Source organism: Clostridium sp. ZBS2 (assembly GCF_023845855.1).
Classification (GTDB): domain Bacteria; phylum Bacillota; class Clostridia; order Clostridiales; family Clostridiaceae; genus Clostridium; species Clostridium aquiflavi.
This window is the reverse complement of the sequence record NZ_JAMQIF010000023.1, coordinates 18772-43089: the sequence shown is the minus strand read 5'-3', so window position 1 is coordinate 43089 and position 24318 is coordinate 18772. Positions and strand designations below refer to the sequence as shown.

Below are 24318 nucleotides of genomic sequence, written 5' to 3'. Positions count from 1 at the left end.
ATAAATAATGTTTTTATAAGTGGACTTATATTTTAGGGAGCAAAACAGCACTTTAGATAGTGAGTTTATAGAAGTTAAAAACTATCTTATATAAGTTTTTTTGGAAATATTATATATGAAAATCCTCATGTACAAGCCTTGAATTTATACATAGGAATTCTTTATGAGGGAACGTAAAATTGTTTTAATAATGGTAAAATTAACATATATGATATAATAAGATCTAAAATATAAAATAAAAGTTATGTTATAAATAATGTCTATAATGGGAAGTTAAGAAGTAAACTAGAAAATTAGTTTGTTTGAAGAAGTATATAAGAGATATTTATTCTAGGATAACATTATGATAGTACTTAAAGTAATAACTATATTATGAATAAACCTAAAGATATAATGAATCACACCGTAAATGATAAAATATTTATTTGATTAGATGTTTAAGGAGATAAAATTAATGTATAACAATAATAGTAATTGGAAGTATACTTCTTATGAGTATAAAACGATAATATTGGAAATGAACACTATTGATAGAATTGCAATAAATAAAAATTATATCGCAATTTATTTTTCTAGTGGATTTGATGTAAGAAAAGAAAATAAAAATAATTCGTATAATGTAAGTATGCATACAGGTGAGGCAGTATTATATTTGTATTATGCAAAAGTGAATTTTGATTCAAATAATGTATTTAAAAATATATGTATAAAGACTGTTACACCAGATATTAAACTTAATGAGCATAATACATATAAAGTGTATGATATTGTATATAATCTTGATATTAATATCATTACAATCTTAGGGATCTATGGAGAAGAATTAATAGATAGTCAATTAAGTTTTAAATGCTCTGGAATAGAGTTTTGTTGGAATGAATTTAAATGTAAATCTTGGTTTGAAAATAAAAATAATATGCTAATTAATGAAAGAGTACTTCTGAATGGTAATATACATGAAAAGGTACAAATAATGCTTAGTATGGCGGGATTATATGAAGGAAGAAACGTTGATATATCAAAGATAGAAAAATTTTATAAAAAAAATGGCACTGAATTATTTCTGGCAGCAAGAGAATTCTATGAAAAATACTATGGATTAGCTACTAAATGGTATTTAGATGTTGAAGATGGAATAAAGTATCCATATTATTCAGCAGATTTTGAGTTTAAAATATATCCACATTTTTTTAGAAAAGATGAATTAAAAGTAAAAAAAGTTGCTAATGAAAATATATTATTAGTGGGCACTGTTGGATACTATTATCCTTTAGAAATTTATATAGGCAGAAGTGGTAAACTTTATACTGGAAATGGATATAAGACATTAATATATTCATCATTAGAAGAAATGATTGAGGATAATTTATCACGAAAAAAGTTAGAATCAGTTATGATAATGCTGTAATATAATTTAATTTCAAATATAGTTCTTTAAAGGTCGCACTTGATAAAATACGTTAAATTTATAGCACTAAATTTAACGTATTTTAACCAGTGCTATCATGTATTAATATACTACCCCAACGGTCACCTCTAAATTATCTTTTCTTTTATCATTTTCTCTGTCTACTTGACAGGGTGCAGTTCAGAATTGAAAGTGTGATATTTTTTGTCATGTAATTCTAAAAAATAGGAATAAAATCATTGTTCTTAAAGACCTAAATCTTTTTTTGTCTTTGATAAGTTTACGCAACTTACAACATTCTAAGTTGTTCATTGAAAACTAAATAATGTGGCATTTAAGGAATATGTTATAATTAAAGTAATGTAGTTTATAATAAGAGGATAGAAAAATAAAAACCAATAATTTGATTTAAGACATTTTTAAGTAAAATTACATCATGTTTTATTTGGTATGAGAATCTAGTTTATAGAACATATCAATAAATATAAGGAGTATCTATTATGAAAAATAAATATAATAATGTTTTAAGTATTATAAGTAGAATTTTTTTTATGATATTAGGTTCAATTTTAGTATCGATAGGTCTTGAGATATTTTTAATACCTAACAATATAATTGATGGTGGTATGACAGGAATATCCATTATGGCAAGTCATTTAACAAAAGCTGAACTAGGAATATTTATATTTGTATTTAATTTGCCATTTGTTATTGTAGGTTATAAGCAAATTGGAAAGACATTTGCTCTTTCAACTATATTTTCAGTAATATGTTTATCAACTGGAGTAACACTACTTCATCCTGTTCCTGGCATAACACAGGATATACTTTTGGCAACCATATTTGGCGGAATTATAATGGGAGTAGGAGTAGGGCTAATAATAAGAAATGGTGGATCATTAGATGGGACTGAAATTGTTGCGATAATAATAGAAAAAAGAAGTATATTTTCTATTGGTGAAATAGTTATGTTCTTTAATTTTTTTATATTGGGAAGCTCTGGTTTTATATTTGGATGGGATAGAGCAATGTATTCTTTAATAGCTTATTTTATTGCTTTTAAAACAATAGATATTACTGTTGAAGGACTTAATGAGTCAAAGGCAGTAATTATTGTATCTGAAAAAAATAAGGAAATTTCTGATGCGATAATAGCAAGACTTGGAAGGGGAATTACATTTTTAGATGGAAAAGGTGCTTATAGTGGTAATAAGACAGATGTTATATATGTAGTTTTATCAAGGCTTGAGGTAGCAAAATTAAAAAAAATTGTACATGGATTTGATGAAGAAGCATTAATTACAATTTCAAGTGTTGAAGGAACTGGAAAAAGCTATAAAAAGAAAGCTATACACTAGCCTTAGAATTTTATATTCTAAAAGGGACAATAAAAATAACCATGTTTATTTTTATTGTCCCTTTTATACAACATTATTAGAATTACTACTTATCTTTTACTCTTGTAAGCATCAACGCAATAGCGCCATCCCCAGTTACATTACAAGCTGTTCCAAAACTATCTTGAAGCGCAAATATAGTTAATATAAGAGCTGTTCCAGCTTCAGTAAATCCAAGTACACCTGTAATAAGGCCTAATGAAGCCATAACAGTTCCGCCAGGAACACCAGGCGCTCCAATTGCAAATATTCCAAGTAACACTATAAATAAAATCATAGTTGAAAGATTAGGTAATTTTCCATATAAAAGTTGTGAAACTGTCATTATAAAGAATACTTCTGTTAAAACTGATCCACATAAATGTATGTTTGCACATAAAGGTATAGCAAAATCTGCGATATCTTTTCTTAAAACTTTAGATTTTTTAGCACATTTTAATGCAACAGGTAATGTTGCAGCACTTGACATCGTACCAACTGCAGTAAGATAAGCTGGACCATAATTTTTAACAACTTCCCAAGGGTTCTCTTTTGACACTATTCCAGCAATTGAATATAGAACAGTAAGCCAAATAAAGTGTCCGATAATTACTATAATTATAACTTTAAAGAAAATAGGTAATTGCTTGCTTATACCACCTTCATAAGCTAAACATGCAAAATTTGTGGCAATGAATAAAGGAAGTATAGGAATTATAATTCTTTCAACAATACTTAATATTATATTTTGAAATTGTTCCAATAATTTCTCAACTAAATCAGATTTAGTCCATGCTGTTGCAAGTCCTAAGAATAATGCTAGGACTAATGCACTCATAACACTCATGATTGGTGGTATATCAAGTTTGAAAAGCAAGTCTGGCAATTCTTTTGTTACAGTATTATTAGAAATTATTGATAATTTAGGTATTATATTATATCCTGCAAACATAGAAAAAAGTGCTGCAAATACAGATGATGAATATGCTATTAGTACTGCATAACTTAGTAATTTACTAGCATTTCCTTTAAGTTTTGCAATGGATGGTGCAATAAAACCTATTATAATTAATGGTATTGAAAAGAATATTATTTGCCCAAGCACGTACTTAATAGTAGATATAATTTGAATAAAATTATTACTAGAATAAGTTCCTATTAAAATACCTATTATTACAGCTATAATTAATTTGAAAATAAAGTTGTTAAAAAGTTTTTTCATTGTAAAATCCCCCTTTTAATAATTATGTATATAAAAAAATCGCCAAAGCGACTTTGGAGCTGTCGATTTTTTTTAGCCATACACCCTTTCAAAACGTAGTGTAGGAATAATGGTGCAGCATAGTATTATTTTTTATCTTTAGGATTAATTTCTTAACCTTTAATTACATTAATATTTCAGTTATCTGAAAGTTTTTTTAAAAAAATATAATTTTCTAAAGAATAAAAAAACTCCTACCTCTTAATTACAGAGGCAGAAGTTATATACTCCGCGGTCCCACTCTGTTTATATGTATATTAAAATACATACAACTCGTTTTAAATAGATACAAACATATCTTAACACTATAACGGGTGTTTAACCGATTTTCTCTACTTAGCTCTAGCTTTTGGAGAAAATAGCTCATAGATGCACTCATTGATAAGTTACTTTAAAGTCTCTTCCAGCAAATAAGACTCTCTCTGTATAAAGTATAAATATCTACTTTTCTAATCATTGCTTTTAATTCGTATCATTATACTATGATATATAGTATAAACAATTTTATTTTATTCGTCAATACTATTATCCATATTTGTAATTAATAAGTATGTGTACTTTAAATTAATAGAATATTATTCAAAAATGAAAATGATTTATAAATTGTAATAGTTTAGACATATTTAATTAAAATGTACATAAAATTAACAGGATAAACTAAAAATAACCATAAAGTAAAGGATTGTTAACTTTACTTTATGGTCAAATTAAAATATTTATTTGTTAGTATCACTAGGTGTCCAAGTTTTTAAATATGATTTTCTTACTTTATCTTTTTCAGCAGGACTTAGCTTAAAATAATCCTTATCTAGTGCACTTTCCCAATGTCCATATACTGGATTTGGTAAAATTATAAAGTGAGCTCCGAAGTTGTTTTTATTTACATCAACTAATTGATTTCTATCTTTTACATCCTTACCATATGAATTAATAGGGAAATCTCCAGCATCATCTCCCATGTAGATTATTACATTATAATCTTTAACTATTTCATCCATTCTAGGTTGTTTGTTACTACTATCAGTTTTTAAACGCATATGCTTTTGATCTACACAGGGATATCCTAATTTTTGAAGATTTTTCATTGTTCCATCAAGTTCAGTTTTTTCCTTTCTACCTGTTACATAGAATATTTCGACACCTTTATTATTTGCATAATTTAAAAATTCTTTTGCACCAGGCATAGCCTTAGCGTCAGCATGATTTACCCATTGCCCCCAAGTTTCATCACTAAAAGCTCTATTTTCTCCTATTAATCCAGCTTCATATTCATTGTTATCAATAACAGCTTCATCGCAATCTGTAATTATAGCTAGAGGTTTATCTCCTTGTTTAAATTTTGAAGATTCTTGATCTACAATGATTTGACCAGTATTATAAGCCTGATAACATAATGCTCTATATTCAGCTGATGATTGCATCCAAGCTACCCCCATAACTAATTGTTCATTTAAATCTTTTAAATTATCACAGTACTCTGTAGTAATTTGTTGATTAGCATTTTTATCTTGTTCGGTGGTTGTAGCAGCTAAAGCTGGTACAGATGAAGACATAAGTACAAAACTTAGCACCATAGACATTAAGAATTTCTTTTTGTTTTTTAACATATAAAAGCCTCCTTATTTCCAATAAATTCCATATATAATATATCTATTCTATTTTTTTGTTTTTTTTCCTCTATTTAATATTTAATTATTTTATATAAAGACTATTTTGGGGTAGAGTGTTTATATATACATAAGTAAAGTTGACTGAGTATTTGAACTTAGGAATACTAAAATGAGTATAGTTAAGTTGTAATACCGTTTTGCTCATTGCATATATGAACACCTATTTAAAACATAACATCCAAATTAAATAGTCGCTTAATGAATACTATGCTTTTAATAGGCAATGTGAAAAAATTTCCCATTAATGTTATAATTATATATAAAGTGTGTAGAATTAAACTATTAAGTATTATTAAACTTACTATTTTGATTTATACATATACAAAAAAATTACACATTAGGGGTAAGAAAAGACAAGGGGAGATATTATAATGAAAAGAAATATGCATGCAAAGACTATGGCAATAGTTCTTGCAGCTATAACTGGAATGCAAGCAGGAGGAATTGTACCAAATTTTTCAGGTATTAATGTTAAAGCTTATGCTAGTGAGATTAATAATGAAGAGAAGGAAGCTAATCAATCTATAGAAACAACTAAAAATAAAGATGCTTATAAGGCTATAGGAATAGATGTAGATACGACAACATCAGGTGCTGTGACAATTACTTTACCTAATAAGTTTACTAAGACTTTAGATGAATTAAAGGGAAGCAGTGATTTGACTGCTAATACCGCTTATATTGGATTGAAATTTACTACTCCAGCAGGTATTCAAGTTAAACCTTCAAAAATAAGAGATTTATCTTTGAATAAAGAATATGTATTATCATCTGATTCAAATGAGATAAAGGATGGAAGATATATTAAATATATACCAATAGCAACTAAGAGTGGTGATGTTTGGACACCTAAAGAGAAGAATATTAACACATATAAATATGATTGGCTTGATGAAAAAGGGCAAACTGTTGCTAAGACTTCATTAAATGTAGTAGTTCAAAGACAAATAGAAATACCGAAAGTGGTGAAAGAAGCAAAAGTATCAATTTCAGGTACTGAAAAGGTAGGTAAGACTTTAGAAGCTAATGTAACAGCTTATGAGAATGGTAAAATTGTTCCAGTAACTAGTGTAGAGTATCAATGGTATAGATCTAAACACAGAGATAAAGATTTTAATAGTATATCTGGTGAGCATAGTAAGGATTACAAATTGGCTAATAGAGATGAAGATAAGTATATAAAAGTAATAGCAAGGGTTAATATAAAGGGTGAAATAATAGAAGTTGATGATAGAACAAGTAGTATTGATGAAAAAAAATCTTCAAGATCTCATCACAGTTCATCAAGTAAAGGATCTGGAAGCACTGCTGATACTGATAGAATAAGTGATAAAATTGAGGATTCACGAGCTGATAGTGTATCTTATGATGTTTCGGATTATCCTAAGGTAGAAAAAGATGTTTTTAAATGTTTAAAAGATAATGATGACAAGACTTTAGTTCTTGAAGGCGACGATTATACTTGGACTTTTGATGGAGAGGATATTAAGAATGTTTCAGATATGGATAGTAAATTAGATACAACTATTGAAACAACATCTCCTAATGAATCAGAAATCAAAAAAATTTTAAATGGCGCAAATGTAGTTAATTTATATTTTAATTATGATGGTAAGTTACCTGGTAAAGCAAAAATTGAAGCTAAAATAGGTTCAAAATATGATGGAAAAAATATGTATGTCTATTATTATAATAAGGATACCAAATCATTAGAATTAGTATCATCAAATGTTAAAGTAAAAGATGATAGAGTAACATTTACGATAACTCATTGTTCAGATTATGTTTTAAGTGAAACACAACTTTTAACTACAACATCTTTTAATGAAGGATGGAGCATGATTAACAATGGAAATTGGCAATATGTTTTAGGTGGAAACAAAGTTATTGGATGGAACTTCATTAATGGCAGATGGTACTTTATGGACTATACTGGAATGATGCAAAGAGGATGGATTAATCCAAATGGTTCATGGTATTACTTAAACTATAATGGTGATATGGCAACAGGATGGCAAAATATAAAGGGTTCATGGTATTACTTAAGAGATGACGGAAAAATGTTAACTGGATGGGTAGATGATAGAGGTACATGGTATTATCTAGATTATTCAGGCGCAATGGTTAGTAATACAACTGTTAATGGATATAGACTAGGTTCTAATGGAGCTTGGATAAGATAAATTAAATAATAAGAACAAACTAACAAGAAAATTAATACTATATTTTATAAATACAAATAAAAAGCCCAAAGGATAAAATGAATTTTAAATAAATTTTATCTTTTGAGCTTTTTTAAATTAAAAATAATATAAACCAAATTCTAAAGTGTAGATTACAATTTGCTTAAAGAGTTGAAAAACCATATTAAAAGAAAATGTATAATCCTAAAAATTATGAAAGAAGGGTTTTAATGATAAAAGATATGACTAAGGGGAACCCTGGAAAGATAGTGTTTTTATTTGCCATTCCTATGGTTATTGGAAATGTATTTCAGCAATTTTATAATATTATAGATTCAGTAGTTGTAGGAAACTTTATAGGAGCTAATGCATTAGCAGCTGTAGGAGCTTCTTATCCTATTATATTTTTGTTTATAGCAGTTGCAACTGGAGCTAGCATTGGATGTTCTGTTGTAATATCACAGATGTTTGGAGCAAAGCAAATAGGGAATATGAAGACAGCAATATATACATCAATTATTTCGATAATAATATTTAGTACAATACTAATGATAATAGGAGTAATTACAAGTAATTCTGTATTAAGAATTTTAAAAACACCATTGAACATATTAACAGATGCTGATAGCTATATGAAAGTATATATGATGGGAGTAGTTTTTTTATTTGTTTATAATATTAATACTGGAGCATTTAATGCTTTAGGTAATTCTAAAATACCATTATGTTTTTTAATCTTTTCATCTATTTTAAATGTAGGGTTAGACTTATTATTTGTAGTAAAGTTTAATATGGGAGTAATAGGTGCAGCATATGCAACTTTAATTTCTCAAGGGGTTTCTGCAATATTATCATTAATATATCTTTTGATAAAGGTTAAAAGAATAGAAGTACATGAAGAATATAAAATATTTGATATTAAGATATTGAAAAAAACATGTAAAATAGCTATCCCATCAATAATACAACAGGCAATAGTATCAATAGGAAATTTGTTTGTTCAAGCCTTAGTTAATACTTATGGAGTTGTAACTATTGCTGCATATACGTCAGCTACCAGAATAGATTCTATAATTATTATGCCAATGGTTAATATAAGTAGTGCAGTATCGACATTTACAGCTCAAAATATTGGTGCTGATTTAATAGATCGTGTAAAAGATGGATACAAAGCTGCAATAAAGATGATAGGGATATTTTGTTTTATAATTGCAATCTTGTTGCATGTATATGCAGAAAATATAATAGGAATGTTTGTTGATTCAAGTCTTAATAAAGAAGCTATTAGTATAGGGGTGGAGTACATTACAGTAGTTTCAATTTTTTATGTACTTATGGGACTTATGGTAACAACAAATGGAGTACTTAGAGGAGCAGGAGATATTAAAGTATTTATGGTAAGTACATTATGCAATTTATCATTAAGGGTAATAGCAGCATATACTTTATCATATTTTATTGGCCAAAAAGCAATATGGTGGGCAATACCTTTAGGATGGATATTAGCATCAACAATATCGGTATTTAGATATAAGAGTGAAAAGTGGAAAAATGCTAAAATAGTGTAATTTTTATTACATTAAATTTATGTTAAATATAGAAATGAAGATTGAAAGCTTGAAGCTGGATGCTATATAATCATATGTAATAAAATAATAATTAAATTACAGAAATAAGGAGTACAATATGGAAAACGTAAGTCAAATAGTAGATGTATTTATACATATGAATAAATATATTGGAATGATAATTAATAATTATGGAATGCAAACTTATTTAATTTTGTTTATTGTAATATTTTGTGAAACAGGGTTGGTTGTAACCCCATTTTTACCAGGGGACTCATTAATATTTGCAGCAGCAACTTTTGCAGCAATGGGAGCTTTAAATATTTATGTTTTAGTAATATTATTAATATTTGCAGCGATATTAGGTGATACAGTGAATTATGAGATTGGAAGGCTATTTGGAAATAAGTTAATAAAAAGCAACATAGTTAAAAGAGCTCACATAGAAAAGACTAATAAATTTTATGAAAAGCATGGCATGAAAACTATAATGTTTGCAAGATTTATTCCTATAGTACGTACCATTGCTCCTTTTGTAGCTGGAATTGGAAAAATGAATTATAAAGATTTTATTTTATTCAATGTTGTTGGTGGAAATTTATGGGTATTGATATTGTCTATATGTGGATATTTCTTTGGAAATATTAGATTTGTCAGAAATAACTTATCACTTATTTTAATAGGAATGATAATTATATCTGTTTTACCAGCATTAATTGTATTTATAAATGAAAAACGAAAAAACTCATTAGTTAAAAAAGTATAAAATAGTGGCTANNTAGCCACTATTTTATACTTTAGATTTAATTTTATTTTTAATATTTAAATACCAATATGTAATTAAGCATAAAATTACAATTAAAAGTAATTCTGATACGATAATTTGTAATGGTGTATCAATTTTAAATAACCTAAACTTCACCATTAATTGTATTATAGCGGCATGCGATAGATATAGATATAATGAATTTTTACCAATCCAAGATATTGAAGTCTTCTTTGATGTACATATACTAAAAATAACTCCTAAAATTGAAAAAGCTCCTATATAATGAAGGACTCTTATAAACAGGGGATATGTAGAAGTGTCATAATAAAAAGTGTAGTTTGTATATTCAAATAACAGTTCCACAGAAGTTTCATCTTTAAGTACATATAAAATTCCTAATGATAATAAACTTATCAAAATAAATTTCCACAAATGTTTTTTTACAATTCCTAGATGTTTTTTTTCAAAACCTAATCCTGCTATAAAAAATGGTAAGAAAAATATAATTCTGGAAGCACTAGCTTGTGCAGTAAAACTTACGTCAAGCCCAAGAATTAAAGAAATTACTATGCTAATAGGCAAAGCAGTTCTACAATTTTTTATATAATCTGAGATTACATAAAAAGCTGTTAATGCAAATAAGTACCATAAAGTCCAATTAGGACGCAAATATTCAATTCTTAAACCATAATTTTGAAATACAATGATACTAAGTAAATAATAAAAAGTCTGCGCATAAAAATATATTTTGAATGTATCAAGTACTTTTTGTTGTGTTGTTCTTTTGCTTTTTTTACAAAAATATCCTGATATAAAAGTTAACGCTGGCATATGAAACATATAAAGAAAAAGGATAAAGTAATGAGGATCTATACATGTAGGACTTACATATTCAAGTGAGTTACCAATTATAACACAAATTAAAAAGAAGCCTCTTAAATTATCAAAATAACTGTCCCTATTTTTAACTTCCAATAATTCTCTCCCTTCAGTAACTAATCATAGGATATTATAAGATATAAAGAAATATAATGCAATATTTTGTAATACTATAAGTACTACAATAAATACATATATTCATTTTATAATTTAGTTTTTAAATAAAAATTCAGCATATTTGTTCTTGATTTAAAATAAAAGTAGAGTTAAATTAGTATAATCAATATATATAATTAAATTTAGGAGAGTTGTAATGAATATACAAATATTTGGAACTAAAAAATGTTTTGATACAAAGAAGGCAGAAAGATATTTTAAAGAAAGAAGAATTAATTTTCAATTTATTGACTTAAATGAGAAGGGAATAAGTAAGGGTGAACTTAATAGTGTTTTAAATTCAGTATCTGTTAATGATTTAATAAATTCAAAATCTAAAGATTATAATAAATTGAATTTGAATAATATAAGAAGTGCTGAAATAAAAAAAGAAATTGTTTTAAAAAATCCTAAAGTGATGAATACTCCAATTGTAAGAAATGGTAAATGTGCTACAGTAGGATATACACCTGATATATGGAATGCATGGGAATAAATAATAGTAGTTGTTTATTTAAGTGAGATGCTGTGATATATGCATAAGAAAAGCTAGATAGCACATAAACAATAAAGCTTATATGATTTTATTCTTATCATATAAGCTTTATTTATAAGTATTATTTAGATTTTTTTCTTGCCTTTTTTTTAGTATTTTTCTTCATAACAGAATATCCAAATGAGCCTAAAGGATTTGAATTGACTTCAAAATATTCTCCATGATTATAACAAATTAAGTTCGCTTTATTAAAACCAATTTTACCATTTTCGTCTAATAAGTTCTCATCTACTTTAACATTAAGTACTTCCAGTAAGAATAAATCATGAGTACCTAATGGTGTGATAGATTTTAACTTACATTCTAATGCAAATGGAGCATCTTCTAATGAAGGTGTATTTACTTTTACTCCTTCATTTAATTTTAAATTAAGATTTTTAATCTTATCTTCTTTTTTACCCGATCTAACACCACAATAATCTACTATTTTTACCATTTGCTTATTAGGTAAATTAATAACACATTCCTCAGATTCTTTTATATAATCATAAGATAATCGTTCAGGTCTTACCCCCATTGCAAGTATAGGTTCTTTTGTACATACTGTACTTATCCAACCAACAGTAAATACATTTACTTTACCTTCTTTATTTTTAGAGGTAACAAGAACTACAGGCGTGGGATTTAACATCACACTACCTTTAAAATTTAATTTATTCATTTTTTTCACCTTTTATATAAATAAAATTTTTAAAACAATGTTTGTAATAAAGAATTATTATTAATATCTTCTTTTGTAACGTCTTTTTCTATTATTTTTAGCCATATTTTTTATAAGAACTATTAATGTGATTATTATTATAGCAATTACCAAAACTGTTGAATACAATAATATATTATCTTTTAATATTTTTCCTAAAGATATATTTATAATACCTTGAACTTCTTCAGTATGATTTCTAGTTGAATAAGTTAAGTTTGTATTTTTATTAAATGCTAACTTCCAAGCGCTAGTATTTGAAGCATTATAAGTTATTAAAGATTCAGCATCATTAATATCATTCTTATAATACATAACATCCTGACTTAAAACTATTGGTACAGTAATTGTTTTTGTAGGTCCAAAGAAACCAAAAGATTTATATTGTAAATCAGTAGTTCCAACTTCTTCATCTGATTTTTTATAAACTTCTTTATTAGCAGAATAACTATAATCAATAATAGAATCCATATCATTGAATTTAGTCATATCAACATTATCGAGTTGTCTACTTTTTAAAACAACACCTATTATTTTTCTGCCATCTTTTTCATATACAGCAGCTAAACAACCACCAGCAGCATTAGTTAATCCAGTTTTACCAGCAATGTTTCCATTTTTACCTAATCCTAAATTTCTATTTTCTAATATAATTCTAGAACCATTTATATCTATAGGAGCTTCTTTTAAAGTCATAGTTTCTCTTTCCCATGGATTTTCAAAAGCTGCTTTAGTTATTAAAGATAAATCATAAGCGGTTGTATAATGATTTGGATCATGAAGTCCGTTAGCAGTAATAAAATTACTATTATTAGCTCCAAGTTCCTTTGCTTTTTTATTCATTAATTCTGAAAATGCTTCTGAACTACCAGCAACATTATCTGCAATCATATATGCAGTATCATTTCCAGAGAAAAGCAATAATCCTTTCATGACATCATCAGCAAGCATTTTATCTCCAACTTGCATTCTGTTACCCATATAATTTATGTTTAATGAATATTCAGGTTGTTCTTTAGCTGATTTAGTAAATGAAAGTTCAGAATTTTTTTCGAACTTTTCAGCTAATAATAAACCTGTTAATAATTTAGTAGTACTTGCAGGATACCTTTTACTATCAGCATCTTTAGTATAAATTATTTCACCTGTTTCATAATCCATAGTTAAAGCTGATTCAGCTTGAATACTAGGTGAAGTTTGTTTAGTATTTTCAGTTGCATAACTTTTTACTGAAAAAGGAGCAAATAGTGAAATAGTAATAGTTAATGCAAGTGTTTTTAAGATTAAATTTCTTTTCAAGTAAAATCTCCCCATCTCTATTTAGTAATATTTAAACCAACATAAGTATATCATTTATGATATTTAATAACAATAAAATACAAGACATAATATAAGAATTTTTATAAATAAATCCATGAAAAATGCTTATTTCAACATAGTATTTTAATATTTACCTATAACTTACACCTATAAATTTTGTTTTTTAGAACAAACTATATATATGTTAAGAAAGGGGTGGAAGATATGAAAAAATATTTTAAATTTCTAATATTATCTATTATTATAATTTTTTCGGTTTTTAATACGTATAGGGTTAATGCATTAGATCAAACTTCAAGAAAAATAGTCTATTTAACATTTGATGATGGTCCATCTCCTAATAATACTGAAAATATATTACAAATATTAAATGAAAACAATGTAAGAGCTACTTTTTGTGTAGTTGGTTCTAATGCTTTAAGATATAAGGAGATTTTAAAACAATTAAACGAATATAATATGGGGATTATACCTCATTGTAATAATCATCAGTATAAAGAGTTATATTCATCAACTGAGTATTATATAAATGATCTTAATGAATGTACCAGAATTATAAATGACGTTACTGGTGGAAATAGAAGTTTCAGGTTTGTAAGAATGCCAGGTGGTTCAGATAATACTGTGAGCAATTATCAAACTTTGCAAAATATAAAAAGTGAATTAAGAAAAAGAGGAATGGATTATATAGATTGGAGTATAGATTCAGGGGATACTTGTGCAGCTATGGTACCTGAAGAACAAATAACAAGTAATATTGAAAATCAAGCTGGTATTAATAATATAGAAGTTATTTTAATGCATGATTTAGAAAATAAGGTAACAACCACTAGTGCACTTCAAGATATTATAATTAAATATAAAAGTTTAGGATATGAATTTAAAACCTTTGATGAAATGGAAGAATGGGAAGTTCAATATTTAATAGGCAAACATGTAATAGATAAGTGATTTAAATATATAATTAAAAACGAGCTAATATCAGTATACATTTTGATATTAGCTCATCTTTAATAAAGTAATTAAGAATTTGTATTTAGTTTTTTCTGAATTGATTTTTTGGCGTTTATTTCAAAATCGTCGTCTAAAATATCTAAGGCAATTTCATTTCCATACTTATTTCTTAATGCTAGAGTTAAAAGTTTATCAGCAAATTCTGGATTTTTAGATAAGAATGATCCATGAAAGTATGAACAAAAAGTGTTTTTATATATACAACCTTCATATCCATCTTCACCATTATTGCCATATCCATGAACGCATTTGCCAAGTGGAGTATGATCATTTATATAAGTTCTACCAGAATGATTTTCAAAACCAACATAAGTTTGATTAAATACTTCATTATATATTTCAGTATTGCCTATAAATCTTGTATCTCCACCTTCAGTATGAATATTTAGTATTCCCAATCCATTGATCTTTTCACCATTTGGAGCAGTGTAATATTTACCTAATAATTGATAACCGCCACATATTGCTAATAGGACTTTTTCTTCTTCAATATAAGAAGTTAAAGAATCTTTTTTTATAGTATTTAAATCTTCAGATACTATTGATTGTTCATAATCTTGACCGCCACCAAAGAATATAATATCTATTTCATCTTTGTTTAGAGTATCATTTATAGAAGAATTAATAATGTTTACTTTTATTCCTCTTTCTTCTGCTCTGTGTTTTAAAATTAGCACATTACCTACATCCCCATATACATTTAATAAATCAGGATATAAGTGACAAATATTTAATTCCAAAGTATTACCTCCTTTAAATTACCATAGTTTTTTAATGTAACCTTTTGAATGAAGGTATTTTCGATAATTTATCATAGCAGTATAAGTTGCTAGAATATATACCTTGTTAGAAGATGAATCATTTTGTATAGATTCAGTTAGTTTTTCATAATCTTCTTCTAATATAAAGTTATCTTTATTAAGACCAGCAATTTTTAATCTTACCGCCATATCATACATTCTTGTTCCTGAAATAAAAATATTTTTTATTGGAAGAGTAGATATTTTTTCAAAATTAACATCCCATATCCAAGAAATATCTCTTCCATCAGCATAATTATCATTTAATAAAAATGTAGCTGAAAAGTCATTTTTATTAAGACATAAAGTATCGAGTGCTTGATTGTAACCAGCTGGATTCTTAACTAATATTATTTCAACCTGTTTACTACCAATAGCAATTTGCTCTTGTCTACCAAAACTTGAATTTTGATTTTGTAGAGAGTTCACTATTACATCATCGTTAATTCCTAGCTCTTTTGATATTGCGTAGGCACATAATGCATTGTAAATATTATAAGCTCCTGATTGACTTATTAAGATATCAGTATCATTAATAAGAACAGACGAATTTTCTGGGTTTAAATCAAATATTTTATTAACAGCATAACTTAGCGTTGGTCTTTTATATCCGCATTCTGTACAATAAAAGTCTCCTAGATGATTATAAGTTACAAAATTATAAGAGTATCTTGTCTTACAAACTTTACAGAATTTTGAGTCTGCATTTATATCAATAGAATGATTTTCATTTATAGGAGTATTAAAACCATAATAAATCATTGGATTCTTTAGGTTTAATTTGCCAAGTAAAGATTCATCACCATTTAAAATTAATTTTGAGTCAGGAACTTTAACTATACCTTCTAAAATTTTGTTAAGTGTTGTGTAAACTTCACCATATCTATCTAATTGATCTCTAAATAAGTTTGTTACTGTTATTATTTCAGGAGAAATATGCTCAGTTATAAATTTAACATTAGCTTCATCAACTTCAATTACAGCATATCTATTTTTAGGTTTATTAAAAAACTTATAATTCGATATAAAACAAGCTGTAATACCAGGATATAAATTAGCACCTGTATTATTAGTTATGACATCAAATCCATTTTCTTTTAGTATATTTGTTATCATACTTGTAGTCGTAGTTTTTCCATTAGTACCAGTTACAAGTATTATCTTATAGCCATCACTAACTTTTTTTAAAATATTTTTATCGATTTTCAGTGCTATTTTACCAGGGAAAGTACTCCCACCTTTTATTAGATGTTTTGAAAGAAATGCTATGCATTTAGCTGAAATTATACTTAAAATAGACTTAATATTTATTGTAGTCACCACCTAATTATTTTATTTAATAATATAAGATTTTATCATAAATTACTAAAAACAAATATAAGTATAGCACAAAAATTTTATATGCCAAATAATTTTACATTTTTGAATATATCAATAAATGTAGATTTTTGTACAAAGGTTTGTTAAAATATAAAGAAAGTGTAAACGTACTAGAAATATGTAAGGAGTGTACATATGGAAAACACAAATAAAAATTCTTTTCTACAAAAGATATTTTGTACATATAAAAAGATTTCTGAGTCTAATAAATACTTTACTTCTATAATTACAATGATTTTAACATTAGTAACTGCATTTGGTATTGTAGTTGCAGTAAAAAGTTTAATGCCAAGTGAAGAAAAGGTGTCAATAGCAACTAATCCAGCAGAAGAGGCTTTCTTTAATGGAAATTATAATTTAGCTATTGAAGAATATTTAAAGTTGCAAGCTGATATGCCTTGGCCAGAGTATAATATGAAAGTTGCGGAAATTTACTCTATAAAGGGTGATTATGTAAAATCAAATGAATTAATTAGTAAAGTGTATGAATCAAGAAACAAAATTATAGATACAAATAATAGAGAAGAGTTAAAAGAAAAAGATAAGAAAATTACTAATGAAATAGTGTTAACAAGTTTTATGAATGGTGAAAATAAAAAAGCTTTAGAATATGGAGAATTATTCTTAAAAGATAATCCTACATATAAAGAGTTGGCAAATACGATGTTTACAGTTTATATTAGTAATAACAATACGGAAAAAGCAAAAGGAATTTTAGAAAATTATGATACTTCAGACAGTGTAAAAGATCTTATAGTTACTTCAAGAATGAATGTTTTAATTGGAAATTGGGAAAATGGGTTAAAACTATTAAAAGATGCATGTGATAAAAATGAAGATGCATTGACGATTTTTAATGGAATAAAACAATTATCACTATATGATAAGGGCAAATTAATAAGTGAAGTTTCTAAATTACAAAGTAAATACAAAAATGATAATATCTATAAAATATGGCTTGCAGAAATATATTCATTAGATATGAATACTGCTTCAAAGAGTATAGACATAATTAATAAGATTAAAAATGAAAAGCTTAGTGAAACAGAAATGTTTAATATTAACTTTATAGAATATACAGCATATAAAAATATGGATGATAGTAAAATGGCTGTTAATTGTTTAAAAGAAATGACAAATGGTAATGAAGAGTCATATATTGATTGGTACATATTATCTTTATATAATTATGAAGCAGGAAGATATACAGAAGCATTTGAAAATGCTAAAAAATCTATATTATTAAATAGAGACTATCCTAATATATATGGAGTATTGATTCCTAATATTATAGTAAAAGAGTATAAAGTAGAAGATGGAAAATTTGAAAGTATCATGTCTTACTTTAGAACTGCTTTAGAAATAGATTTATTTAATCCAGAAGTTTTGGTAAACACAGCAAAATATTATCAAGATATAGTTAAGGATTCAAATAAAGCTTTAGAATACTATGAAATTGCGTCTAAAATAGATCCGAAAAATGCAGAAATATATTATAATTCAGCTTTAATTAAAATAAGCAATCAGAGAGAAGATGAAGGTATAAAGCTTTTAAATAAGAGTATTGAATTAGATACTAGTAATGCAAAGTATTATAGAACTTTAGGTAGTGTTTATTTAAATAAAGGTAAAAATGAAAAAGCTATAAATGCTATAAGGTCTGCTTATGCTATTGATGAAAATGACATAATAAATTTAAATAATGCAGGATATTATTACATATGTATTGAAGGTGACATAGATAGAGCATTAGTTAACTTTAAAGCAGCTTATAATGAAATAAATGAAAATACTGACGGTAAAATAAAAGAAATAATAACTGAAAACTATAATAGAGTTAAAACATATAAAAAAGATAATAGTAGTGGACTAACTATTTCTCAATTTAAATTAATAGAATATTAATATGATAATGTTATAAATCAGGGAGTTAATTCCCTGATTTATAACATTAAGCATGTTTAAGATACGATTTTAATATGACGAGATTAAAAGGGGATGAATTTGTGAGCAAAAAAATTAAAAATAGATTTATAGGAATTTTAGTATTTTTAATTTGTATAATTTTATTTTTTGTACATTTTTCTAAAATAAATCAAGTTAAAGAATTTGAAGTTTTAACTTGGGATAATTATTATAATGAAAATAATATTACTTTTTTTTATGACGATGAAAATAATGAAGAGATTAAATCTTTAGATAGTACATATAAAGTTAAGGAATTATTAAATGAATCTAATGAAGAAATAGATAAAGTGTTAAAAAGTATTGATATTTTAAATTCAATTTGCCAATATGATGATATAGATGATTTAAATCAGAAATCAGCATATGATATTTTAAAAAATTTAGGTGGAAGAAAAAAAGTATCTGCTAAAGATATGGCAATAATAGAGCGTGACTTATTAGCTTCATATGGTTTTAAAAGTAGAGTGGGAGTTTATAGAATGAAAGATGCTGCTTTTGAACCTAAATACAATTATTATGTTATAGAATATTGGAGCAATGAGAATAATAAATGGGTAATGATAGATCCATTAGATAGAGGTTACTTTAGAGAAAGAGACACCTTATTATCTGCAACAGAAGTGATGAATAAGGAATTTAATCCATTATTTTATGTGGGAAAAACTAAAGAAAAAGAATATAAAAAGAATTTTAAAAAGTATTTGGATTCATATAGCATACAAATAGATAATACTGTAAAAAACAACAAAAGTAATACCTTAATAACATATATAAAAAATGAAAAAGCTTTAGAAATTAAATTTAAAGATAAGTTTGCTCCACCAACAATTTTTACACAAGATACAAAGCTTTTTGAAAAGAGTCCCGAAGACAATAGAGTAGGACAAGATGAAAAAGCATATCTAATCTTAATGGAAAAGCAAGATTTAGTTAAAATTACTGATAATAATCAAGGCAAAGAACAAAACAAAAATAGTATATTTATGATTTTAGGTGCATTTAAAGATGGAAAAATTATGGATGAATATTATTTAAGTACTAATAATTCTGATTATGAGAAAATTAAAAAATATAAAGAAGTTGAGATACCTAAAGGTGAAACAGAATTAAATTTATCTATAGATGGGATAAATTCAATAAGTAAAATAATTTTAAGGAAAAATTAATAATATATAACATAATAAGTATTATAATTTAAAATGGAAACTTATTAGAAAGAGAGTGATAAAAGAATGGGATTAGACTTTTTATTCATATTCAAAGCAATTATTGTAGCAATAGTTGAAGGTCTTACTGAATTTGTTCCAGTATCATCAACAGGACATATGATACTTGCATCAGATTTAATCAATTTCCAAGGGGAATTTGTTAAGATGTTTGAAGTTGTAATACAATTAGGCGCAATACTTGCAGTAGTAGTATTATACTGGAAAAAGATAAAAGATAGTGTTATTGAATTCTTCACATACATTTTTACAGGTGGAAAAAAAGGTGAAGTCGGATTCAAATTTGGAATAAATGTTTTAATAGGATCAATACCAGCAGGTGTAGTTGGAATATTATATTATAGTAAAATAAAAAGCTTATTTAAACCTCAAGCAGTAGTTGTAGGATTTATAGTTGGTGGTATTTTATTAATAGTAATAGAAAATATATTTAGAAAAAAAAGACACTCTGTTAAAAACATAGATAGAATAACTCCAATGCAATCTATAAAGGTTGGATTATTTCAAGTTTTATCAATGTGGCCTGGAATGTCAAGAAGTGCTTCTACAATCATGGGTGGTTGGGTAGCTGGTCTTTCAACACCGATAGCAGCAGAATTCTCATTCTTTTTAGCAATTCCAGCAATGGTTGGATCATCAGCTAAAGATCTTTTTGAATTTGATTTTGCACTTATGAATGCGACTAATTGGGTTGCTTTAATAGTGGGATTCATAGTAGCATTTATAGTTTCATTAGTAGTAATGGAAGGTTTTGTTGCTTACCTAAAGAAAAAACCTATGAGAGTATTTGCAATATACAGAATAATTGCAGGTATAGTATTTGCAATACTTATGTATAAAGGAATAGTAACACCACATCTATAAAAGAATATAAATAGTAAATATAAAAATAAATATATTAAAGAGAAATTGTACTCATTGAATAATTTAAATATTTAATGGTGCAATTTTTTTTGTTTTTGTACAATAATCTAAGAGCAAATATTAGTTTTAGCTATTTTGTTCTTTGAAATAATGCATAAATATGAAACAAATAAGAACAATAAAAAGGAAAGTAAGAAACAAGGATTCTTTGAAATAATGTATAGATAATAAACTTATTAAGGTTTATATTTTTACTATAAAATAGAAACTCGTTAAGGCAAATTTTCTTCTTGACATGATATAAAATAAATGTTATTCTTACACAAAGAATAACCTTTAATTTGATCCAGAGAGATCAGCAAGGAAGTTATATAATACCATATTTACAGGATTATTATGCCTTCCTTCACGCGTGAAGAAGGCTTTTTTTATACAATTAATTATATGCAAATGTAATTGGTTATTTAAAATAATTAAGGGTATAAAATTAAATTTAGTAAATTAATTAAATCTATGAAATATGGCACTATCTAAAAGACTTTTAGATCGCTTTGGTATAACTTTTTATAAGTTTTTCTGCATACTTAAAAAGGAGTGATATCAATATGATAAAAGACAAACATTTAATAGACCCAATGGATTTTACAGTAGAAGAATTAAAAGAAATTTTTAAATTAGCACATGAAATAATTTTAGATCCAGAAAAGTTTTCTCATGTCTGTGATGGGAAAATATTAGCAACCTTATTTTACGAGCCAAGTACAAGAACTAGATTTAGTTTTGAAGCAGCTATGATGAGACTTGGTGGGAAAATACTTGGCTTTTCTGAGCCAAATTCATCATCAACATCAAAGGGTGAAACTTTATCTGACACAATCAAAATGGTGTCAATTTATACTGATATAATAGCAATGAGGCATCCTAAAGAAGGATCAGCTAAAGTAGCAAGTCTTTATTCAAGTGTTCCAATCATTAATGCAGGAGATGGTGGTCATCAACATCCAACTCAAACTCTTACTGATTTATTAACAATAGAAATGCTTAAGAAAGGTTTAAATAGACATACTATTGGTATATGTGGTGATTTAAAATATGGAAGAACAGTTCATTCGTTAATAAAAGCAATGTCTAGATATGAAGGCAACAAATTTTTACTTATCTCCCCAAAAGAATTAAGAATACCAGATTATATAAGAGAAGAAATACTTAGAAAAAATAATATTGAGTTTTTAGAAGTAGAAACATTAGAGGAGATCATAGATAAAGTTGATATATTATATATGACTAGAATACAAAAAGAGAGGTTCTTCAATGAAGAAGAATACTTAAGACTTAGAGATAGTTATATATTAAATAAAGAAAAAATGAATCTAGCAAAAGACGATATGATAGTTATGCATCCTCTGCCAAGAGTAAATGAAATTGCATGTGAAGTTGATTATGATAAAAGAGCAGCATACTTTAAACAGGCTGAATACGGAATGTATGCAAGAATGGCATTAATGGCTAAACTTTTGGGGGTGTTATAAGATGTTAGAAATTACAAGCTTAAAAAACGGATTAGTTATAGATCATATTGAAGCAGGAATGGGAATAAAAATATTTAACTATTTAGGACTAGATAACAGTAATTGCAGTGTTGCTTTAATAATAAATGCAAAAAGTGAATTGTTAGGAAAGAAGGACATAATAAAGATAGAAAACTGTAGAGAGTTAGATTATACAATATTAGGATTACTTTCTCCAAGTATAACTATAAATGAAGTTGAAAATGAGGAGATAGTAGGTAAGATAAAACCTACATTACCAAAGAAAGTAACCAATATATTAAAGTGCAAAAATTCAAGGTGTATAACTCAATATGAAAAGTATGTGGCACACTCTTTTGTACTATTAGATAAGGAAAAGGGCACTTATAGGTGTGAATATTGTGATGAAATAACAAAATTATCTGAAGTGTAATAAGTGTAAGGGAGTGAGCTTGGTGGAACTTTTAATTAAAAATGCAAGAATTATAGATGCGATTCAAGATTTTTATGGTGATATTTATATAAAAGATGGATTGATAAGTGAAATTGCGAAGGAAATAAATAAAGACAATGTTGAGACTCTTAGTTGCGAAGGAAAGATATTAATGCCTGCCTTTATTGATACACATGCTCATTTTAGAGATCCAGGTCTTACATGGAAAGAGGATTTAGAGAGTGGATCAAAAGCAGCATTAAAAGGTGGTTACACAGGTGTATGTTTGATGGCAAATACAAAGCCTATATGTTCATCTAAAGAGGTAGTGCAGTATGTTAGAGATAAATCAAAAGACTTAGATTTAATTGATATACATCAATGCATTTCAGTAACTCAGAATTTTGATGGAAAAACTTTAGATCATTTAAACGAATTTAGAGATGATAATGAAGTTAAAGCAATTTCAGATGATGGAGTTGGAGTATCAAATTCTAATACTATGCTTGAGGCAATGAAAATTGCAAAAGAAAATAACTGGGTGCTTATGTCACATGCTGAAAGCCCAGAGTTTTCTAAAAGTGATATGAGAATAGCTGAAAATATGATGACCATTAGAGATGTGGAACTTGCTAAGATAACAGGAGCACATTTACATATGTGTCATGTTAGTACTAAAGAAGCATTAAAATATATTATTGATGCTAAGAATGAAGGTGCAAATATTACATTAGAAGTAACACCACATCATATATCCTTAACTAAGGAAATAAATGATTATAGAGTTAATCCACCGATAAGAGAAAAAGAAGATGTAGATGCAATTATAAAAGCAATTAAGATGGGAAATATTGATACAATAGGAACGGACCATGCACCACATACATTAGAAGAAAAATCTAAGGGATCTCCAGGAATGGTTGGATTAGAGACAGCTTTTCCAATATGTTATACAAAGCTGGTTAGAGAAAATGAGATTTCATTAAATGAATTAAGCAAACTTATGTCACTTAATCCAGCTCAGTTATTAGGAATGAATAAGGGGAAAATTAGTATAGGGGTAGAGGCGGATCTAGTTTTAATAGATATAGATAAAAAAATAAAGGTAGATTCCAAAGAATTTGCATCAAAAGGTAGAAATACACCATTTGAAGGTATGGAGTATTATGGAGAAGTGTTTACTACAATAAAGGGTGGAAAAATTAAATATAAGAAGTAAAAAATATATATGTTTTAGTAGCATGTTTATATATGCATA

At 26.6% G+C, this 24318-nt stretch carries 20 protein-coding genes; 13 read left to right on the top strand and 7 right to left on the bottom strand.

From position 1 onward, the window contains the following. Window positions 1-454 precede the first annotated feature (454 nt). The gene (locus NG918_RS14125) at window positions 455-1408 is read left to right on the top strand and encodes an SUKH-3 domain-containing protein (RefSeq protein WP_252226739.1); all 954 of its coding nucleotides are present in this window, start codon (window positions 455-457) and stop codon (window positions 1406-1408) included. 500 nt (window positions 1409-1908) lie between these two features. Further along, on the top strand, window positions 1909-2766 hold the full coding sequence (locus tag NG918_RS14120) for a YitT family protein (protein ID WP_252213080.1): 858 nt from the start codon (window positions 1909-1911) through the stop codon (window positions 2764-2766). 85 nt (window positions 2767-2851) lie between these two features. Here the strand turns inward: NG918_RS14120 and NG918_RS14115 are convergent, their stop codons facing one another. Beyond that, the gene (locus tag NG918_RS14115) at window positions 2852-4006 is read right to left on the bottom strand and encodes a dicarboxylate/amino acid:cation symporter (RefSeq protein WP_252213081.1); all 1155 of its coding nucleotides are present in this window, start codon (window positions 4004-4006) and stop codon (window positions 2852-2854) included. 755 nt (window positions 4007-4761) lie between these two features. Further along, window positions 4762-5652, bottom strand: coding sequence for a 5'-nucleotidase, lipoprotein e(P4) family (locus NG918_RS14110; protein WP_252213082.1), 891 nt, complete (start codon window positions 5650-5652; stop codon window positions 4762-4764). A gap of 434 nt (window positions 5653-6086) precedes the next feature. Between NG918_RS14110 and NG918_RS14105 the strand changes: the two genes are divergently transcribed. The 3 genes from NG918_RS14105 (at window position 6087) to NG918_RS14095 (ending at window position 10232) form a co-directional block, all read left to right on the top strand. Then, entirely contained in the window at window positions 6087-7898 is a 1812-nt protein-coding gene (locus NG918_RS14105) for an N-acetylmuramoyl-L-alanine amidase family protein (RefSeq protein WP_252226736.1), read from the top strand. Window positions 7899-8128: 230 nt separating this feature from the next. Beyond that, window positions 8129-9466 carry an MATE family efflux transporter gene (locus NG918_RS14100; RefSeq protein WP_252226735.1) on the top strand — a complete coding sequence of 446 codons (1338 nt, stop codon included), beginning with the start codon at window positions 8129-8131 and terminating at the stop codon, window positions 9464-9466. A 118-nt stretch (window positions 9467-9584) separates the two neighbouring features. Beyond that, window positions 9585-10232, top strand: a complete 648-nt coding sequence (locus tag NG918_RS14095) for a DedA family protein (RefSeq protein WP_252226733.1) — start codon at window positions 9585-9587, stop codon at window positions 10230-10232. A 24-nt stretch (window positions 10233-10256) separates the two neighbouring features. On the opposite strand, the gene NG918_RS14090 is transcribed toward NG918_RS14095, so the two are convergent. After that, window positions 10257-11210, bottom strand: coding sequence for an acyltransferase family protein (locus tag NG918_RS14090; protein ID WP_252226731.1), 954 nt, complete (start codon window positions 11208-11210; stop codon window positions 10257-10259). Window positions 11211-11427: 217 nt separating this feature from the next. On the opposite strand from NG918_RS14090, the gene NG918_RS14085 reads away from it, so the two are divergent. Continuing rightward, window positions 11428-11766: an arsenate reductase family protein gene (locus NG918_RS14085; protein ID WP_252213089.1), complete on the top strand. Its 339-nt coding sequence runs from the start codon at window positions 11428-11430 to the stop codon at window positions 11764-11766. A gap of 121 nt (window positions 11767-11887) precedes the next feature. Here the strand turns inward: NG918_RS14085 and NG918_RS14080 are convergent, their stop codons facing one another. Both NG918_RS14080 and NG918_RS14075 read right to left on the bottom strand, forming a co-directional pair. Beyond that, window positions 11888-12487, bottom strand: a complete 600-nt coding sequence (locus tag NG918_RS14080; RefSeq protein ID WP_252213090.1) for a flavin reductase family protein — start codon at window positions 12485-12487, stop codon at window positions 11888-11890. Window positions 12488-12547: 60 nt separating this feature from the next. After that, the gene (locus tag NG918_RS14075) at window positions 12548-13825 is read right to left on the bottom strand and encodes a D-alanyl-D-alanine carboxypeptidase family protein (protein ID WP_252226728.1); all 1278 of its coding nucleotides are present in this window, start codon (window positions 13823-13825) and stop codon (window positions 12548-12550) included. 225 nt (window positions 13826-14050) lie between these two features. Between NG918_RS14075 and NG918_RS14070 the strand changes: the two genes are divergently transcribed. Further along, window positions 14051-14797, top strand: coding sequence for a polysaccharide deacetylase family protein (locus NG918_RS14070; protein ID WP_252213094.1), 747 nt, complete (start codon window positions 14051-14053; stop codon window positions 14795-14797). A gap of 71 nt (window positions 14798-14868) precedes the next feature. On the opposite strand, the gene NG918_RS14065 is transcribed toward NG918_RS14070, so the two are convergent. Then, window positions 14869-15600 carry a type 1 glutamine amidotransferase gene (locus NG918_RS14065; protein ID WP_252213096.1) on the bottom strand — a complete coding sequence of 244 codons (732 nt, stop codon included), beginning with the start codon at window positions 15598-15600 and terminating at the stop codon, window positions 14869-14871. Between the two features lie 18 nt (window positions 15601-15618). Beyond that, entirely contained in the window at window positions 15619-16980 is a 1362-nt protein-coding gene (locus NG918_RS14060) for a MurT ligase domain-containing protein (protein ID WP_252213535.1), read from the bottom strand. A 195-nt stretch (window positions 16981-17175) separates the two neighbouring features. Between NG918_RS14060 and NG918_RS14055 the strand changes: the two genes are divergently transcribed. The 6 genes from NG918_RS14055 (at window position 17176) to NG918_RS14030 (ending at window position 24279) form a co-directional block, all read left to right on the top strand. After that, entirely contained in the window at window positions 17176-18945 is a 1770-nt protein-coding gene (locus NG918_RS14055) for a tetratricopeptide repeat protein (RefSeq protein WP_252226725.1), read from the top strand. Between the two features lie 101 nt (window positions 18946-19046). Continuing rightward, window positions 19047-20174 (top strand): hypothetical protein, encoded by a 1128-nt coding sequence (locus NG918_RS14050; protein ID WP_252226723.1) that lies wholly within the window; start codon window positions 19047-19049, stop codon window positions 20172-20174. Window positions 20175-20240: 66 nt separating this feature from the next. Next, on the top strand, window positions 20241-21098 hold the full coding sequence (locus tag NG918_RS14045; RefSeq protein ID WP_252213100.1) for an undecaprenyl-diphosphate phosphatase: 858 nt from the start codon (window positions 20241-20243) through the stop codon (window positions 21096-21098). 605 nt (window positions 21099-21703) lie between these two features. Then, window positions 21704-22627 carry an aspartate carbamoyltransferase gene (gene pyrB, locus NG918_RS14040; protein WP_252213101.1) on the top strand — a complete coding sequence of 308 codons (924 nt, stop codon included), beginning with the start codon at window positions 21704-21706 and terminating at the stop codon, window positions 22625-22627. Between the two features lies 1 nt (window position 22628). Then, a complete protein-coding gene (locus NG918_RS14035) occupies window positions 22629-23060 on the top strand; it encodes an aspartate carbamoyltransferase regulatory subunit (RefSeq protein WP_252213102.1) in 432 nt (143 codons plus the stop codon). Window positions 23061-23082: 22 nt separating this feature from the next. Continuing rightward, on the top strand, window positions 23083-24279 hold the full coding sequence (locus NG918_RS14030) for a dihydroorotase (RefSeq protein ID WP_252226720.1): 1197 nt from the start codon (window positions 23083-23085) through the stop codon (window positions 24277-24279). The last annotated feature ends 39 nt before the right edge of the window (window positions 24280-24318 follow it).

What these genes read in the sequence shown, in the direction of transcription:
- NG918_RS14125 (WP_252226739.1), top strand. Translation starts at nt 455, where the DNA reads ATGTATAACAATAATAGTAATTGGAAGTATACTTCTTATGAGTATAAA.
- NG918_RS14120 (WP_252213080.1), top strand. Translation starts at nt 1,909, where the DNA reads ATGAAAAATAAATATAATAATGTTTTAAGTATTATAAGTAGAATTTTT.
- NG918_RS14115 (WP_252213081.1), bottom strand. Translation starts at nt 4,006, where the DNA reads ATGAAAAAACTTTTTAACAACTTTATTTTCAAATTAATTATAGCTGTA.
- NG918_RS14110 (WP_252213082.1), bottom strand. Translation starts at nt 5,652, where the DNA reads ATGTTAAAAAACAAAAAGAAATTCTTAATGTCTATGGTGCTAAGTTTT.
- NG918_RS14105 (WP_252226736.1), top strand. Translation starts at nt 6,087, where the DNA reads ATGAAAAGAAATATGCATGCAAAGACTATGGCAATAGTTCTTGCAGCT.
- NG918_RS14100 (WP_252226735.1), top strand. Translation starts at nt 8,129, where the DNA reads ATGATAAAAGATATGACTAAGGGGAACCCTGGAAAGATAGTGTTTTTA.
- NG918_RS14095 (WP_252226733.1), top strand. Translation starts at nt 9,585, where the DNA reads ATGGAAAACGTAAGTCAAATAGTAGATGTATTTATACATATGAATAAA.
- NG918_RS14085 (WP_252213089.1), top strand. Translation starts at nt 11,428, where the DNA reads ATGAATATACAAATATTTGGAACTAAAAAATGTTTTGATACAAAGAAG.
- NG918_RS14080 (WP_252213090.1), bottom strand. Translation starts at nt 12,487, where the DNA reads ATGAATAAATTAAATTTTAAAGGTAGTGTGATGTTAAATCCCACGCCT.
- NG918_RS14070 (WP_252213094.1), top strand. Translation starts at nt 14,051, where the DNA reads ATGAAAAAATATTTTAAATTTCTAATATTATCTATTATTATAATTTTT.
- NG918_RS14055 (WP_252226725.1), top strand. Translation starts at nt 17,176, where the DNA reads ATGGAAAACACAAATAAAAATTCTTTTCTACAAAAGATATTTTGTACA.
- NG918_RS14045 (WP_252213100.1), top strand. Translation starts at nt 20,241, where the DNA reads ATGGGATTAGACTTTTTATTCATATTCAAAGCAATTATTGTAGCAATA.
- pyrB (WP_252213101.1), top strand. Translation starts at nt 21,704, where the DNA reads ATGATAAAAGACAAACATTTAATAGACCCAATGGATTTTACAGTAGAA.
- NG918_RS14035 (WP_252213102.1), top strand. Translation starts at nt 22,629, where the DNA reads ATGTTAGAAATTACAAGCTTAAAAAACGGATTAGTTATAGATCATATT.